Annotated in this window: 11 protein-coding genes; 7 read left to right on the top strand and 4 right to left on the bottom strand. The window is 56.4% G+C overall.

Annotation, left to right across the window (positions count from 1 at the left end; genetic code table 11):
• From N5C91_RS29425 to N5C91_RS29410, 4 genes are all read right to left on the bottom strand, one after another.
• Entirely contained in the window at positions 1 to 2,271 is a 2,271-nt protein-coding gene (locus tag N5C91_RS29425) for a hypothetical protein (RefSeq protein ID WP_279833912.1), read from the bottom strand.
• A 72-nt stretch (positions 2,272 to 2,343) separates the two neighbouring features.
• Positions 2,344 to 3,051, bottom strand: a complete 708-nt coding sequence (locus N5C91_RS29420) for a hypothetical protein (protein ID WP_279833909.1) — start codon at positions 3,049 to 3,051, stop codon at positions 2,344 to 2,346.
• A gap of 111 nt (positions 3,052 to 3,162) precedes the next feature.
• Positions 3,163 to 3,777, bottom strand: coding sequence for a hypothetical protein (locus tag N5C91_RS29415; RefSeq protein ID WP_279833907.1), 615 nt, complete (start codon positions 3,775 to 3,777; stop codon positions 3,163 to 3,165).
• 557 nt (positions 3,778 to 4,334) lie between these two features.
• Positions 4,335 to 5,210 carry a WYL domain-containing protein gene (locus N5C91_RS29410; RefSeq protein ID WP_043157634.1) on the bottom strand — a complete coding sequence of 292 codons (876 nt, stop codon included), beginning with the start codon at positions 5,208 to 5,210 and terminating at the stop codon, positions 4,335 to 4,337.
• Positions 5,211 to 5,324: 114 nt separating this feature from the next.
• Between N5C91_RS29410 and N5C91_RS29405 the strand changes: the two genes are divergently transcribed.
• The 7 genes from N5C91_RS29405 to N5C91_RS29375 all read left to right on the top strand — a co-directional run bounded on the left by N5C91_RS29405 (position 5,325) and on the right by N5C91_RS29375 (position 17,612).
• Entirely contained in the window at positions 5,325 to 5,603 is a 279-nt protein-coding gene (locus N5C91_RS29405) for a hypothetical protein (protein WP_043157636.1), read from the top strand.
• Positions 5,604 to 5,733: 130 nt separating this feature from the next.
• Complete coding sequence (locus N5C91_RS29400; RefSeq protein WP_279833904.1) at positions 5,734 to 6,219, top strand: hypothetical protein; 486 nt, start codon at positions 5,734 to 5,736, stop codon at positions 6,217 to 6,219.
• 704 nt (positions 6,220 to 6,923) lie between these two features.
• Positions 6,924 to 7,571 (top strand): hypothetical protein, encoded by a 648-nt coding sequence (locus N5C91_RS29395; RefSeq protein WP_043157640.1) that lies wholly within the window; start codon positions 6,924 to 6,926, stop codon positions 7,569 to 7,571.
• A gap of 236 nt (positions 7,572 to 7,807) precedes the next feature.
• Complete coding sequence (locus tag N5C91_RS29390) at positions 7,808 to 8,137, top strand: hypothetical protein (RefSeq protein ID WP_134303927.1); 330 nt, start codon at positions 7,808 to 7,810, stop codon at positions 8,135 to 8,137.
• A 472-nt stretch (positions 8,138 to 8,609) separates the two neighbouring features.
• A complete protein-coding gene (locus N5C91_RS29385; protein WP_238174937.1) occupies positions 8,610 to 9,728 on the top strand; it encodes an HNH endonuclease in 1,119 nt (372 codons plus the stop codon).
• 475 nt (positions 9,729 to 10,203) lie between these two features.
• Positions 10,204 to 13,329, top strand: coding sequence for a DISARM system SNF2-like helicase DrmD (gene drmD / locus N5C91_RS29380; RefSeq protein ID WP_279833901.1), 3,126 nt, complete (start codon positions 10,204 to 10,206; stop codon positions 13,327 to 13,329).
• Complete coding sequence (locus N5C91_RS29375) at positions 13,326 to 17,612, top strand: type IIL restriction-modification enzyme MmeI (protein ID WP_279833899.1); 4,287 nt, start codon at positions 13,326 to 13,328, stop codon at positions 17,610 to 17,612. The genes drmD and N5C91_RS29375 overlap by 4 nt, the downstream gene beginning before the upstream one ends.
• Positions 17,613 to 17,657: the final 45 nt, after the last annotated feature.

Here is a 17,657-nt window from a genome sequence, read left to right as displayed (position 1 = left end):
TTAGCGCCAGAATCGGGCTGAGCCTAGGTGATGAAGGTCATCGAGCATCTCCGTCACCTTGGCTTTGGACGCTTCCAACTTGACGTTCGTCAGCACCTTAAGGACCTCTTGGAATACCTTCTGCAAACGCGGACTGTCTTCGCCGCGAAGCTTTGGAAGAACCTTCGCGTAAACAGCATGATCCAAAGCTTGGTTGAAGGAGATAACTTGTCCGTTGGCTGCCTCCTGGAGGTAGCCGATGACGTCGTGAAGAGTCCGCCAGCCGAAATGCAGGCGCATGGGCCTGAGTGCCTGGACGAGCTCTGTCAGTAGCGAGCGCACTATGGTGATCTGTTCTGTTGGTAGCGACGTTGTCGCCCAGCCTGGGAATGCTTCGACATCGATATCCCAGAATTCGATTACCGCCGCTCTGTCGAGCACTTTGTCACTCAAGCCATGAGTGGTCTCGTCCATGTTGACGGTGCCAATGATCAGCAGGTTGGCGGGGTAGGGGATGGATGTCGGTACGTCACTGATGCCGTCTCCCAGTGCATGGAGCTCGATGTGATCGCCTGTCTCCATCGCTGACAGAAGAGGAGCCAGATATTGCTCCGGATGCGACAGATTCATTTCGTCCAGGATCAGCGTGTAAGGGCTAGCGGGGTCAGCGCTGGCGCGTAGCAGGAAGTCCAGGCAGGCCGTACGCACATACGTGTCGGCCTCCAGTGGGTTCACATAGCCAAGTAGGGCCGAGGGATCGTGCCAGCCGGGCTGCACTGGCACGATGAGCAGTCCCTCATGAGGATCTTGGGTTTGCTGCCAGAGGCTCAGCGCGTATCCCCGAGCCAGTTGTGTTTTGCCCGCTCCACTGAGCCCAGTGAGGACGGCCAAATGGCGACGGAAATGGCTCCAAAGTCCCGCATCAAGCTGCGCGATGAGCTCCGGTGGAAATTGAATCTCTGGAGCAAAGCCCTTGATAATTTCCATCAGGGCCGGCCGGCTAGCTTTGACTGACGAAGCCGCACGGGGAGCCTCGAGATCACCGGGGCCTGCGGCAATTGGTATTGCTTTCAGGGCACCCGGAGTCCAGTGAATGCGTGCGACCCACTCTTCGCCCCTGTCAGTCAGACGAAGGAGCTTTGCCCCATCTAGTTCAACCAGGGCCAGGGAGCGAAGCCAACTTACCAGGGCGCTCGGCGCGAAATTGCTGGTCCAGCCGGGATTGACTTGGCGTAGCAGGTCATTCGCTTGCTGGGTGGATAGAGGTGTGTGTTTGAGCGTGAGCAGCAGATTGTCGAAGCCAAGGATGCGAGTGATCATCCAATCGATCACTTCATCTGGCTCGCCCGACTCCAGGAGGGCCTCGCCGCGGGGAGTAAGTTGTAGATCGGTTCCCTGTGCGCGCAGAACACCCCATTCGGCGATCAGTGCATTGAGCTGGGTACTCAACGAGGACTTCTTGAAGGCGGGGTTCAGTGATTGAAGGTGTTGCATGAAGTCTTCGCGCGTACATCCTTCTCGCGCAAATTCAATCATTGCCAGTATGGTGGCAATCCCTCCGCCAATCGAAAGCAGCCCACGGCGCCGACGTTCTGCAGGTAGAGGGTTGAGCAGCTCCTTGCCCGTTTCCGGGTCGGCCAGCTCTGTAGATTCTTGTTCCGGCCGTTGGACGTATGTCACGTACAGCAGCCAGGGCAGGGTCATGCGCTCCACGCCGGCGGTAGTGAAAATGTCGGCGGCGGGACCAAGCACGTCATCAAGACGGTCCAGCACCTTGCGATGAAGGAGCTGGCGTGACTCACCTCTTTGGGCGGCCCCCATTGCGCTCGCGAGCTCTCGAAGTTTTCGGGAGTGACCGATGGTGGTGAAAAATCCCGGGCAAAGCACTGCGAATACGCGGTACATCTTGAGCTTAGGAAAACGCTTCACCAGCGGTGTGATAGCGGTGATCAGAGCGTTCCAGGTTTCGGTGACAAGCAGCTCTTGTTGAGCTCTTTCAAGGCCCGGGAATCGGTTTTTAAGCCGCCACAGCTGCTCAATCACGCTGGTGTCTTGGGCGACCTTGGAGATATCGACCTGCCCCATCCCGGTAGACGTGACCTGCTCGCTATCCCACAGATTGCGTTGGAACCGCTCGCTGAAAAAGGTTGGCTCGTCGACGTCGCGAACTTCCTGCAGCAGTGTGAGCAGGCCTGCTACCCAATCTCGATTCCCTTTTTGCGTTAGGGTTTGCTGCAGGATTGTGTCGCATGCTTGTTTCAGTTGAGCGTCGTCTTTTAGATTCAGGACCATTGAGGAGCCATCTCCTTTGCTCAAAACGGCGGAGTCGTTACAGGTAATGGGTGGGGCTAGCCGACTGGGGGATCAGGCGAATTCCTGGAGCTTTTCGTGCTCCTCTAACACCTCGTCAGTCACGTGACGAGCTCGATTTCCGCGCCCGCTAGGTTGCATAACCACGCGAATGGACTCTTCCATTGTCATCGTGTTGTCATCGGTGTCTTCACCTATTACATAAGTACGCGAGAACGGGGCGAGGGCCTGGGCGAGTAGTTCGATCATGGTCGCGCGGTCTGAAAGCTCTTCTTCATCGAGCTCTAGCATTGAGGCCATGATCGAGCAGTCGATCATCGTGGCAGGGAGCCAATCGCAGCTGGACGAGTAGCCGACACACCACTTGACGTTCGTGCCCTGCATAAAGACCTCGATGGTATCGGTGTCCGTGCCGGCGAAGCAGGATCCCAGCATGATGCCGGTGATGTTCGTATTCTTGGAGTGATCTCCGATTGCGAACAGAATGTCCTCCAGCTTGACGCCGCCCACCTTGCCTTTGTTGCCATGCGCTGCGATGTAGATAACTGCGTTGTTGAAGCGAGCGCTGCAAAGAATTTCGAGGGCCCGGTCGAAGCTACGCTTGTCATAGAAGTTGGCGTGAAATACCTCGGTGTCGCCTGCTAGCTTGGCAATGCCTTCGACAAAGGGCAGTACGCTCGTGCGGTTGCAGTCACCGTCATCCAGCCCCCAAGGGTTTTCAAGAATCAGGATGGCTCGGTTGGAGTAGTGGTGTCTTGGCATCGTCTGGCTTCCTTGTCAGGGGCCTGAGGCATCAGGGAAATGTTCGATATGGGGAGGAGGTCAGGAAGAGGACCTGCCCTTTTCCTGACGGTGGCAGGGCGTGTTTGGGGCTCAGCCGAAGAGTGCTGCCTTGGTAAGGTCTGGGTCGGGATCGTTATCGTCGGCTAGGGAAACCAATTTCGTGAGGGTGCGAGCTAGCGCCTCGTACTTACCCCATAAGACGAGCATGTGTTCGAAAACCTGGCCGATGGCATCTTTCGCGTAGAGAGGAAGCCCTTCTACATCCACGTAGTCATAGATTTCGTGAAGATGCTGCCGCTCAAAATGCTCGTCAATATTCGACTGTTGCTCGAGGAGTAGGTTGTAGCCGTCGTAGCACTCGTCTCGTAGCTGATCCGCATACTCACGGAAGTCTTGGTCGTCTACACCGAAGTGCTCTCGCAAGTGCTCTGGGATCTCTTGCAGGCTACGAAAGCGCTTGCGTTGCCCATCGCGGCGGATTTGTGAGGTGAGCCAGTCTTGTTCGTCGAAGGTGTTACCTTCTGGGAGAAAGCCGCACAGAGTGTTGGCGCTTTCCGCCTCGTCTACGCACTCTGAAACCGCATCGATGATTTCGCCTATGAATGTGCCGGCGAAAAAGGGTTTGAGCTGGCTCTGAAGGTCGCAGAAGTCCCTGAGGTGCTTGTAGTAGCGAGCAGCAGTTTGGTTCGCGTGTTCTCGGTCCATGAAAAAAGCTCCCAGGGCTTTACAGGTGTTTGAGGGGAGTTGCGCATCCTTGGCTCAATACATTGGCACTGCGCCGCATTGAGCTCGATGCTACCCAAGTGGATGGCTCTGTGCCATCTCTCCTTGGGTCAAGCTCGACCAAAGATCAATGATGCCCGGAGTTCTTTAAGAACTGCTCTAGGCGTTCTTTGAGGATTTCCTTCCTGTTCGCGATGCGCACATCCAATGAAGGAGTCTGGCAGTTAGGGCAGCCAGTGAGCCACTCCGGGGGGCGTACCCTGCTGTCTCCGCTAGGAAGATAAGTCTTCTTCCAAGAGCAGTAACAGCAGGTAAGGGTGAAGGGGTGTGGCGGTGAAAACATGTCTGCATCCGTGGCCGTCAATCGATAACAGATTGGCTGCTTTGGGCGACAAGTTGTGTCGCTCACTGAAGGTGCTTCACAGCCAAAGCCCGTAATTGAGCTAGGGCGTTTGTTTGCGAGGACAAGGAGAGTGCAGGCGCTCTACTGAGAGAGCGCCTGATAACTGCAAGTATCGGTGCGGGTGGGATGCGGATTGTCAGCGGTACAACCAGGGCTGCAGCTCATCAAGGTTCGCCGCGACTATCTGCTGCGCAGTCGCTTTGGTGTGCAGCTTTGTAGGATCGATCTGATAGCGCTGGAGCACGTATTGAACCAGTGCGCCGCGGGCTTCAATCACCAGCTGGCCATCCTGCATGCCGTAGTCGGCCTCGATGATGCTTCGCTGCTCAGGCTTAAGTCGCGAATCGGGTTCGACGATGACCGGAACGAGCGTGTTCCATCCAAGGTCGTCTTCTCGGGCGTGTTCAGACGGGTCATCCATTAGCTCTGGGATACCACGGAAGCGGCTCAACACAAAGTCACGATAATCGCGGTTCTTCTCGCAGTAGGCCCGGACGTGCCAGCGTATGCCGGTGTAGATGAGTGTATGAGGTGCTATCAGCCTGGTTTCACCACTCGGGGTGGTAAAGGACACGTACTCGCACTCTAAACGTAAACCTTCCCGGCAGGCTCTGAGCAACGGGCGTAGCACTTCGGGGCGAACTGTACGATCGGGAACGCTCAGGACTTCTGTGTGGGCATAAGCGAGCGCTAACCCCTCGACGTGCGGGGCACGCTCGTGGTTTTGATTCAGCAGGTGTAGGTAGGCGCTGGCACTGTCGTCAATGAACAAGGGCCTGAACTGCTTACTCGGTACGTACCCTTTCAGATGCTTGTCGTATGTCAGATTTTTGGACGCATGCTCATTGATGTAGGTATTGATGTCCTTTGACGCCTGCTGTCGGCTGATGCCAAAGCTCTGCATCAGATGACCTGTGGTTAGCCGTCCCTCCCACCAGACCACGGTCTCTATTAGCTTATAGCGAAGGGCCAGATCCCAGCGGACTGACTCGATCGACTGCTTACGTTTCATTGGCTCTCCATGTGCTCGAATTGTTTACCTGTACATGTAAACATTCTAGATATAGCTTGGAAAGCTACATATCGTGAGGGTGTTATAGGCCGCTGCGGGAGACTGGCCCTCGATATGGATTTTCTTACCTTGCTCTGGGCTGTTGTGGCCACGTTGCTTTTCCTGGGCTTGCTGGGCACCGGCTTGGTCATGTCTTTCTGGGTGCGCTGTGACCAATTGGCGGAACAGAAAGCCAGCCTCCAGCGACAACTGGAGATTGAGCGCGCAGATAGAGCTGACTTGGTGAGCAACCTGATGGAGCTACAGGCCGCCCTGCGAGCGGAGAAGTTTCATGTCGAGCAGCTGCAGCGCAAGATCCAACTGTTGCAGTTGCCCTTTGGCCACGGTTGCTAACGTGTCGGAGGCGAGAGGGGCGCTGATGAACGTTGACGCGACTAGCAGTCACTTGAATAGAGAGCCGCGAGCCTTGAATCAATCGTGGCTTGAGGGCAAATTGACACTATTGGGATGTTGGGAGGGAGTTATGCAGCAACTGACTGCGGCGCAGGGAGCATTCGAGTTGACGTTGCTCAACGCCGAGTGCGCCAGAGATCAATTTGATGATCTGGTCATTGAGGGATTGAGCCTCGGTATTCCGGCAGAGATCATGACTCGCCTTGAGGCGATCTGGTCTACCACAAGGAAAATTGCTGGGGAGGTAATCACTGTCGGCAGGATCGTAGTGAGGCAGATTCTGGCATTTATCAAGGCTCATCCTGGAATTGCCATCGGCGTGGCCATAGGGGCTGCTATCGGAGGCATAACCGCAGCGATTCCTTTCATTGGTCCTCTGCTCGCGCCAATTACAACCAGCGCTGCAGTGCTGATGGGGGCAGCTGTTGGGGCGACCGTTGATTCGGGAAGTCCCTCTTCAGATCCTTTGGTAGCGGCGATCCAGCTCGCCCGCAAATTCTTTGAGTTCATCCAATCGGTCTTTCTGGCAGTCAGAGACCATTACTCCGAGGTTTGAAGCTCGTCATGGATGACTACATCAGGAAGGTTCATCGGCTACGGAAAGCTGTTAGGGAGTGGGTGCAAGTTGAAAGCGCCACTTCGGATCAAGATGCAACGGCCGTATCCGAAGAGCTAGCGGCCATTGCCTCTGAGGATCCTAAGGTTCGAGCGGCCCTCGATAAGCTTAAAGGTCGAGACCGAGTTGGCGTGATGGGAGAGGGGGCCGCACTTCTCGGCGGCGCTGGCGCGGGAGCAGCATTGGCCGGAAGTGCTGCTAGCATGGCAGGCGCGACCACATTGCTAGGCTCTACAAGCCTGGCGAGCCTGCTAGGAGGTGTGTTCGTTACGACCACTCCGATTGGCTGGGTGGTCGGGTCTGCTGCAGTGGCGGGAGCCGCTGGCTACGGCATTGCAAAACTCATTCGGTCAGGCAGTAAGCAGGATCAGCTAAGGGGTGAGCTGTCTGGTCGTCTAGCTACTAGGCTGATTGAGTCACCTCGGGATATTGCTGATAGCGAGCTTGAGGTGCTGCTAGCCAGCGCTCTCAGAGTAGGGGCGATCACGCCAGCTTCTGGTGAGAAGATGCGAGCTCTGATTCATGCCGGATCGCTAGCCCCTGATTTGGCATTGCAGCGTGTTAGGGACATTTTGAACTCCCACCACGAATGATCGAAGCTGCTAGTTGATTACCCCTCCAGAGCTCAACAAGGACGTATGCGAATGAATAAGCCGGCCACGGTTAAAGCGCTGGAAGATCTAGGGCGTATCAGGCTTTCCACCCACTTCTTTATGCGCGATTTCCTCTACTCGGAAATCAGTCAAATTGAGGGTATTCCAAACATCCCCGACTTTCCTGACCGTGCTATCGAAGCAGGTCGGGGGCTTTGTGAGCATCTGCTGGAGCCGTTGCAGAAAAAATTCGGCCGGATAGTCATTCGCTCGGCTTATCGATCGCCTTTGGTGAATGGCAAGGGGGCAGAGAATGGTAACCAATACAGCTGCGCCGCAAACGAGAAGAATTACGCCTCGCACATTTGGGATTATCCCGATACAGAGGGCTATCTAGGCGCCACGGCTTGCATTGTGGTGCCTGCCTTGCTGCCCTGGTACGAGCAAACAAGCGACTGGACTCCGCTGGCCTGGTGGATTCATGACAATCTGCCGTACGCCAGTCAATTTTGGTTTCCAAAGCTCGCTGCCTTCAATCTGCGCTGGAGCGCAAACCCGGCGACGCTCCCAAGCATCAATACCTATGTTCTCAATCCGCATACTGGGGACCGGACTGCGCTAGTCAAGGACGGTGTAGCTAGATGCAGCCTTGAAGAGCGCAAGCTCATCGTTGGTCCATGGTTGGCCAGCCTCAAATAAACGCGCTCTGGAAATTGACGGATATGTGGGGAAAGCATTAACAGACTGCGGCGGAGTGACTCCAAAACCATTCGAACCTGCCTGAATAGTTGACCTGTATGAACACCCAATATTGGTGTGTCTAGTAGGGCGACATATCCTGCTGCTGTACCCGCTGGATGCGGGTGAAGAAGCCCGCCGGTCAAGGATGACCAGCTCGACGGGCCTGAGATCGACTTCGGCAGAGGAGCTGGGCAATGGAGCTTACCGCACATGCCACGCAACGTTGCAGTCAGCGCGGAATCCGCATACAGCAGATTGATTGGTTAATTGCGTATGGACGCCACGTGTGGAATCGAGGCGCTCGTGTGTACTTCTTCGATAGGGCGCATTTCCGGCAGATGCTTTTCAGCCTGACGGCATCAGAACGTCAATTGGCGGAGAAAACGCGCAACAGCTATGTCGTGGTGAAGGGTGATCAGGTAATCACCGCGGGTCATCGTCAGCCGGTGTTTTGCGCCAACAAGCCAGGCAGTCATCATCATAGGCGTATTGACTGGCGGCATGGCGCATCTCGAGTGGCGTGAATCTGTATGCCGGCGACAGCGGGCTGGGTGAAAAGTTCTATTTAGGAGCTCCGCCGGTCTTTACCCACGAAAAGCAGGTGGATATTGTGAGCAGATTCATATTTTGCTCGGCCCTTAGCTATGTCGCGCGGTGAGAAAGCGAGCAAGCAGGATGCGCTGAAGGTCGCTGTGGTGAAGAGTTAGACCATCACAGGGAGCTTTGAGAGATGTGGTCGGAGCTTTATGCCTCGTGACAAAAATGGATTGCAGTTGAGAGGGCGTCATGGCGTTTAAGGACAAGGCGGAGCTGCGTGCGTTTCTGGAGATGGAGGCAGGATCAATATCTCACTTGCCGTCTTCGTCTCGGCGTGGGGAGCCCTCCGCCAGCGCTGAGGAGTACGCTCGAGCACTCAAAGAAATCGAGCCCCGCATCTCTGACGGCCAACGTCGCATGCTAACGGGCCACGCTATAGCCCCAGAGCAGACTCTGACCATGACGCAGCTGGCCGCACTGATGGGGCAGGTCAATTTTCAATCTGCCAATAGTCAGTACGGTCGCCTCGGTGGAATGCTAGTTGCGTCTCTTGGTGTTCCAAAACCTAAGTGGCTGGTCTATGCCATTGCGAGCTTCGATGACAATCCGGAGTCCGGGAAAAGGCGTGCGCGTATGCATCCTGAGCTGTCCCAAGCGCTTCTGCAGTTGGGGTGGATAACGCAGCAGGATTTCGGTGGCGCGATTACCGGCCAACCAGGCAAAGGGCAGGGGCCGGTTTCCGGAGTTCACCAAGTCTCGCTCAGGGCTCAGGATGTTATTGCAGCACTGGAGGGTGCAGGTTTTAGTCGGCCCGAACAGTCCGGTCTCAAGGTGGTGCGTCTGTCGCATCCAGCTCTGACTATGCCTGTGTTCGTCAAGCAGAGCGCCAGTGAGACGCCGCTCGTGCTACACCCGAAATATGAAGAGCATCTCTCTAGCTGGCTGAGCATCCAGGGTGTGGAGAAAGGCCAAGCGCCTTACTACCACAATAGCAATCTTCGCGGATTCCCTAAACGGAGAAATACGGGAGCCACGGATATCAGCTACGGCATTGATTTAGGGTTTCTGGGCTTAGGTGCGCTCGATGAGTTCATCAGGCAGCTTCTAGACCAGACGGGAGCTGTGGATGGCGCGCCAACAACGCCGAAGCCTTTATTGCCACAGTGCTTCTCAGAGGAATTGCCTCTGACCGACACTGAGCGGGAGGCTTTGATCAAGGCGCGAATTGGCCAAAACGGTTATCGCGAGGCGCTTTTGGCGTATTGGGGTGGCTGCGCGGTTACCGACTGTTGCGTACCTGAGCTACTACGCGCTTCGCATATAAAGCCTTGGCGTGCTGCCAGCTCTAGTGAGCGGCTGGATCCGTTCAACGGCCTTCTGCTGACTCCGAACCTCGACCTGGCATTCGATCAAGGCCTCATCAGTTTCGATGAGGACGGGCTCATCCTGCTTAGCAGCGATTTGGATCCTGCCAGCATTAAGGCACTTCACCTCACGCCCCAACTTTGCTTGCGCCAGCTCGAGACGCGTCATCGCGGCTATCTAGCTTGGCATCGTGAGCATTTATTCAGAGCCTGATGATGTTGCTCTCCCCTTCCGGCAGCGCCGCTCTCAGTTATCCGCGTTGGTTTGGGGGGGAGAAGGCGCTACCTGTTTTTGAGTATGGCAACGGGATGGAGCTCTGGGTATTACCTTTTGACTTGGAAAACGACTACCTGATGGGCGCAAGCTCTGCCTGTATCCCTCCTTGCTGCGCAAGCCTAGGTCGGACGAGTGTCTGTGCATCAAAATGACGATACTGGCAAAAAGCACTGAGCACGGCTTTACCCGTGTTCAGACGATGGATACGGTGACGGACATTGCATCATGGCAGGCTGTGGTATCTCAGGGACGGCCGATCCTCAGCGTTTCCGCGATCACGAACGCTGCAGTTTCAGCCCTCGCTCCACATCTGTACCCAACTAAATCAGTGCTTCGCGCTCTTGAGGTGCGCAGTGCATAAGTTTTTTCCCGCAATCAGCCAACTGATTGTTGCGGTGTTAAGGAGTTAGAAATGACTGCAACTGCGGAAGACAGCAACTACCGCAATATCCCGGAACCAGGCCAGCTAGTCGAAGTTAGACGCCGGCAGTGGGTAGTGGCTGAGGTGGACGCTTCCAAGTTGGGTAGCGTGCAACAGCATGCTGTCACGCTGGCTTCCATCGATGAGGATGCTCTCGGCGAAGAACTCCAGGTGATTTGGGAAATCGAGCCAGGCGCGCATGTCATCGAACGCGCTGGTTTGCCCGCCATCACTGGGCAGGACGATTCCGATACGCTGGAAGCTTTTCTCGATGCAGTACGCTGGGGTGCCGCTACCAATGCTGATCGTGGTTTCGTCCAGGCACCGTTTCGCAGTGGTGTGAGCCTGCAGGACTTCCAGTTGGATCCGCTGGTCCGTGCGATCGACATGGCGCGTGTCAACTTGCTGATCGCCGACGACGTAGGCCTCGGTAAGACCATCGAAGCCGGCCTAGTCATCCAGGAGATGCTACTGCGTCATCGAGTCCGCACTGTGCTGATCGTCTGCCCCGCGTCGCTACAAGAGAAGTGGCGTGTCGAGATGATGGAAAAGTTCGGACTGGAGTTCCGGATCGTCGACAGCACCTACATAAAGGGGATGCGGCGTGAACGTGGAATCCATGCCAATCCCTGGACCTCGTTCCCACGCCTGATCACGTCGATGGATTGGGCCAAGGCCGGCGATGGTTTGCGTGCCTTCCGCGATATCCTGCCGGCCAATGTCAGCTATCCACGCAAGTTCGACATGTTGGTCGTCGACGAGGCTCACAACGTTGCGCCGTCGGCGAGCGCTCAATACGCTATCGAAAGCCAGCGTACTCGTTTCATCCGCACCATCGCTCCGCATTTCCAGCACCATCTGTTCCTGACTGCGACGCCGCATAACGGCTACACCGAGTCCTTCACATCGCTGTTGGAGCTGCTCGATGATCAGCGCTTCGCCCGCAACATCATGCCGGAAGAGAAGCAGTTGTCTCAGGTGATGATCCGCCGCCTCAAGAGCGAAATCACCGACAAGGATGGGAACCTGATTTACGCACAGCGCAAGCTCGAAGCATTGCCCATCGACTACACCGCCAAAGAAAGAGAGATCCATCGCAAGCTGCAAGAGTTCTGTGCCAGCAGGGAATCTGCGGATGACGAGTTGGGCGGCGTGACCGGCGCATCTTTCGTCAACCAACTACTACGCAAGCGCTTGTTCTCTTCTCCGGCTGCCTTCGCGTCGACCTTAGAAAAGCATGTCGCGACCTTAGAAAGTGGCGGAACTAGCAAGGGGCGGACGGATTTGTCCGAGCGAATCTTGCTCAAGGCTATCCAGCGTGCCGAGGAGGATTACGCCAACGATGCAGACGTCGAGGTCGCGCAGCAAGAGGCCGTCGAGGAAGCCACACGCCACTCGCGCCCGTTGAGCGCAGAAGAGCGCATTCTGCTGGATGAGCTTAGGCACTGGGCCCAGCAAGCCATGAATCGAATCGACTCCAAGGCCGAAGCGCTGCTCGATTGGGTCGATCGGCACCTGAAGACTAATGGTGCGTGGAACGGTAAGCGCGTCATTCTCTTCACCGAGTACCGCACCACACTCGACTGGCTGCATCAGATTCTGGCGACTCATGACTTGGGTGGCGATCGCCTGATGATCTTGCACGGAGGTATGGATCACGACGATCGAGAGCAAGTGAAGGCAGCATTCCAGGCCACTCCGGACATCTCTCCCGTGCGCATCCTGCTCGCCACCGACGCTGCTTCCGAAGGTATCGACCTGCAGAACCACTGCAACTACCTCATCCACCTGGAGATTCCGTACAACCCCAACGTCATGGAGCAGCGCAACGGTCGTATCGACCGCCATGGCCAGCGCGAGAAAGAGGTGGTGATTTGGCACCCGGTCGATGCTCGCCAAGACCAGGATGCTGTCGGTGGCCACCAGGACGATATCCTGCGTGCCTTGCGCAAGCTCGACTCCATGCGTGCCGATATGGGAAGTGTGAACCCGGTGATCGCACCGCAAATGTCTGGGCTCATTGAAGGTGCGCTGCGTGATCTGGATACCCGACTGGCGGACGCGAAGATCCTCCAGGCCCGCGGCTTCGTTCGGGCAGAAAAAGACCTCGCCAACCGAATAGCCAAGCTGCATGAGAAGTTGGTCGAGACTCGGGAGGACTTCCACCTCTCTCCTGAGCACATCCTGAAGGCGGTCGAAACCGGCTTGGCGTTGGCCGAGAAACCGGCTCTCAAGCCGCTGACGTTGGCGGGGATCACGCCGGGTAGAGTCTTCGAGCTGCCGCCCTTGGGGGGCGCCTGGGAGCGTTGCCGTGAAGGGCTGGAGCATCCATTCACCGGCAAGATCCGCCCGGTGACATTCGATCATGAAGTCGCCAATGGGCGAGATGATCTGGTGCTCATCCATCTCAATCATCGCTTGGTGCAGATGTGTCTGCGTTTGCTGCGTGCCGAAGTTTGGGCGCAGGAGGACAACAAACGCTTGCATCGAGTGACGGTGCGAGCGCTGCCTGACGATCGTCTCGAGGCGCCTGCGGTCGTGGTCGTATCGCGTTTGGTGATCACTGGCGGTAATCACCATCGTCTACATGAGGAGCTGACCTTGGCTGGAGGCTATTTGCGCGAACAGGGCTTCAAGCGTGAAGAAGGCGTCTCCCGAGTACAGTCCTGGTTGGGCGACGCGCAGCCGTGTCGGCTAGATGAAACGGCGTTCGACATGTTGCGCTCTCGTTTCGCCACAGCTGAAGAAGCCATTCAGCAATCCGTCGGAGCACGCTCACGCAATCGTCTCGAGTATTTGGACAACACCCTGGAGACCCGTAAGAACAAAGAAAAAGCAGACATTCTCGCTGTGCTGGATGAGTTGGATAGCGCCATTCGCAAGGAGCTGGGTAAGGATGAGTTACCTGAGCAGTTCTCTTTGTTCAGTGAAGATGAGCGGACCCAGGTCCGCCGCGACAACTCTGCCCTGCAAGCACGTCTCGCGCGTATTCCTGTGGAGCGGGAAGAGGAGGCTGGGGCCATCGAAGTGCGCTATGCAGAACCACAGGATCGCACCTTCCCGGTAGCCGTAATTTTCATCGTACCTGCATCGCTAGCCCAGGGAGGCCGCGTATGAACCCCCTCGATATTCACGATGAATGGTTGTCGCTGATCGAGGTCTCCGGTCCTTTCCTCGCCACGCCGGTACTGAAACGAGTCTTCTCCACGGGGCTAGCTGCAGTCGAACCGCGTGTTCGAAAGTACCTGCGGCAGGCTTATGACGAGTGGTGCGAAGCTCGTGACAATGACGACCCCAGGTTCACCGAACTGCATCGCGCCTGGATTCACGAGGTGCTCGCTCGCGGCCTGGAGTACGACGAGTCCGATAGCGGTGAGCTTCTACTACGAGGTGAGCGCATTCCTTCGGAGCAGCGCGTCACTCTGCCGGAACACGGTGTCACCTTGTGGCCTGACTATGCGTTGGTCTCGGGCGGCAAAAGCCGGCTGCTCGTGCAAATTTATTCGGCGGGCACGGATCTCCAGGCCGCACTGAAATTGGATGGCTGGTCCGCCAGTCCAGCCGAGCGCATGGAGCGGCTTTGCCGGGCCAGCGGCTGTCGCCTTGGTTTGGTCACCGATGGTGAGCGCTGGATGCTGGTCGATGCTCCCGTTGGCGCTGTATCGACCTTCGCAAGTTGGTATGCACGCCTCTGGGGGCAGGAGCCGCTGACGCTGCAGGCCTTCCTCACCCTATTGGGTATCCGGCGCTTCTTCGGCCCAGACGATGAGACCTTGCCCTCGATGCTGGACGAGTCTCTTCAGCATCAGGAGGAGGTCACCGATGCCCTGGGTGAACAAGTCCGCCGGGCGGTCGAGGTGTTGATCCAGGCACTGGGTAAGGAAGACCGTGAACGGTCAGGGGCGCTGCTGCAAGGTGTCGAGCCGACCGAGCTCTACGAAGCGGGCCTGACCATCATGATGCGTCTGGTGTTCCTGCTGTCGGCCGAGGAGCGGGGGCTCTTGCTGATGGGAGAGGAGGCGTACGAAAGCAACTACGCCATTTCCACTCTGCGTATACAGCTGCGCCAGGAAACCGAGGAGGTGCTGGAGCGGCGCAACGATGCCTGGTCACGGTTACTAGCGACATTTCGCGCGGTGTACGGCGGCATCGAGCATGAAATGCTGCGCCTTCCGGCACTGGGCGGTTCGCTGTTCGACCCGGATCGTTTCCCTTTCCTCGAGGGGCGCGCTAAGGGCTCCTGCTGGAAAGAGGACTCCGCCCGCCCGCTACCGATCGATAACCGTACCGTGCTGCTCTTGCTGGAGGCGATCCAGCAGTACGAGGGGCGTACGCTTTCCTACCGAGCGCTAGACGTTGAGCAGATCGGTTATGTCTACGAAGGCTTGCTGGAGAGGACTGTTGGGCGAACCGAACGGGTGACGGTGGAGCTGACCGGTAGCAAGGGAGCGAAGAAGACCCTGTATGGATTGGAAGAACTCGAAGCTCTGCGCCGCCAGGGTAACGAGGAGTTGGTGGATGCGCTTTCTGGTATCGATGCGATCAAGCGTAGCGTAGGAGCTATCCGCAAAGATCTTGAACGCTCGGTCGATGCCGCCCTGGCCAGCCGTCTGCTCACAGCTTGCGCTGGAGACGAAGAACTGCGTGATCGTGCTTTGCCGTTCCTCAATCTACTACGCACTGATCCTTGGGATTATCCGCTTATCTACCCTGAGGGGGCCTTCATCGTCACCATGGGTAGCGATCGTCGCGAGACAGGTACGCATTACACCCCTAAATCGCTCACCGAAACGATTGTCACCGAAACCCTCACCCCCGTGGCCTATGCCGGTCCGGCGGAAGGCAAGCCTCGAGAGGTGTGGAAGCTCAAGTCTCCCACCGAGCTGCTCGAACTCAAGGTCTGCGACCCGGCTATGGGCTCAGGTGCTTTCCTAGTGCAGGCTTGTCGTTGGCTGGCAGACCGCCTCGTCGAAGCCTGGGGGCAAGTCGAGGCCTCTGGTGAAGCGGTAAGCGTGGACGGAGAGGTTCTGGAAACTCTAGCAGGGAAAGAGCCATTGCCGCGCGACTCCGAAGCCCGCACAGCGATCGCACGCCGTCTCATCGCCGAGCGCTGCCTCTATGGTGTGGACATCAATCCGCTCGCAGTCGAACTCGCCAAGCTCTCGATCTGGCTGGTCACTCTCTCCAAGGGCCGCCCCTTTGGTTTCCTGGACCACAACCTTCGCTGCGGTGACAGCCTCTTAGGCATCCATCGATTGAATCAGCTCACCGAGCTGTCGATGAACCCAACTGGAAAGGGGCAACATCGCCTTTTCGGGCAGAACATTGAGCGTGCGGTGCGCGATGCCATTGAATTACGGCAACAGCTGCGTGCGATGCCGATTCTGGACATACGCGACGTCGAGGCGATGGCAAGGCTGGATGCCGAGGCGCGGCAGAAGCTGGAAGTGCCGGAGCGCATTGCCGATGCTTTCGTCGGCATCGTGTTGGCTGTAGCCGATCAGAGATCCACCAATGTCAGGCTGAATGCCCTCGCCATTGAGGCCGATCGCATCGTAGACGGTGACGTGGCGGCTCGAAGCGCGTTAGGTCGCAGGGCGACACAAGATCTCGCTACGGACGCTCCGAACGGAAATACGCGAAAACCGTTCCATTGGCCGCTCGAGTTTCCAGAGGTGTTCGCACGCGAGTGCGGTGGTTTCGACGCCTTTGTCGGCAACCCGCCTTTCAGTGGAGGTCGTTTAGTAGGCCGGCGTTTCGGCTTGGCATATCAAGAATACTTGAAATATGTGCGTAACGACGTCGTCGGATCTCCTGATCTTTGCGCTTATTTCTTCCTTCGGGCATTTGGGCTGATCGGAAACCACGGGTACTTAGGGCTGCTCGCGACCAAATCAATCTCTGAGACTGGTTCCAGAGTAGTTTGCCTTGATCAGATACTTGAGAAAGGGGGCACCGTTTATCGCGCACTTCCCCGCTTCGTTTGGCCTGGAAATGCATCGGTAGTAGTCTCAATAATTTGGATTTCTCGCAATTTATGGAAAGGAGAAAAAATCCTCAACTCTCGTTCGGTGGCGGCCATCGATAGTGGGTTAGATGAGGACTTTCAACTCCAGCGACCCCAAAAACTTAAGGCACTTAAGGGGCGATTTTCTGAGGGGCAAAATGTCATGGGGCGGGGGTTTGAGCTCACCGCTGAAGAGCGTGACACTTTATTATTCGATGAGCCAAAGTCTGAGCGGGTAATTGTTCCAATGTTTATTGGTCAAGATCTTAATACCATGCCGGAGCTTAAGCCCTATCGATGGGTAATTTACTTTAGAAATTGGTCTGAGGCCGAATCGAGAAATTATAAAGCGGCTTTTGATAGGGTCGAAAGGCTAGTTAAACCTTATCGCGAGTCTTTGACCGGACAGATCCACCAAGACTGCTTCTGGAAATTTTGGGATTTGCGCCCTCAGCTTGTTGAGGAGCTTGAAGGAAGAGAGAAAATTTTGGCTTCTGCAATTACGTCAAAATTTATATCTTTTCGTTATGTCCCAACAGGTTACGTTTTTAATAAGCGTACAAAGCTTTACTACTTCGATTCATGGTGGGAGTTTGCGTGTCTGCAGTCGTCTCTCCACGCCGTGTGGTCTTATTGGACTTGTGGCATGATGGGGTCGTCGACAATTGCATACTCGACATCTGAGGCGCTTGAAACTTGGTCAATGCCAGACAGTGGCCGCAGTTCTGAGCTTGAAGACCTTGGCGAACGCTACCACGTGCTTCGGGAAGGACTAATGAATAGTGAGTCGATCGGGCTCACTCAACTCTACAATCGCTTCCATGATCCACTTGATTTGGAACCGCGTATTCAGGCTCTCCGTGCCCTACATCAAGATATCGACCTGGCTGTACTGAGAGCCTATGGGTGGGAAGATTTGGAACTTGGGCATGACTTTCATCCTGTTCCCTACCTGCCGGATAACGATCGCATCCGATTCACGCTTTCGGAACGCGCTCGCCTTGAAGTTTTGCGAAGACTGTCCGAACTGAACCACGAGCGCTATGCGCAGGAAGTCGCGCAGGGCTTGCATGGCCGAACGACCGGACGCATCGCCTCTCGCTCGTCGCAGGGCCCTCGTACCACCAGCTCCGAGCCCGTCCAGCCGGCGTTCGATTTCGATGCGAGTCCGTCGCCTACCTCCTGCGCTAATGGCCCAATCGCCGAAGTTTTTGGATTCCTCGAAGCGCATAGGGGCTGGCACGCCAGAGCTGACATCTTGGCTGGTACTAATATCAGCGACGCTCAATGGAAACTGGCCATTGATGATTTGATCACAAGTGGCAAGGTCGAGCGTCAAGGTGAAAGGCGCGGTGCCCGTTATCGGGTCAGGCGAGAGGGGGATAATGAGTAGCATCCCTCTCGTATCGAGAATAAGAGCTTTGCCGTATTCAGTGAA

Origin of the sequence: Pseudomonas sp. GD03903, from assembly GCF_029840045.1 — a bacterium.
GTDB lineage: Bacteria > Pseudomonadota > Gammaproteobacteria > Pseudomonadales > Pseudomonadaceae > Pseudomonas > Pseudomonas pseudonitroreducens.
Note: the sequence above shows the minus strand (reverse complement) of the source record. Positions and strands in the feature narration are given on the sequence as shown.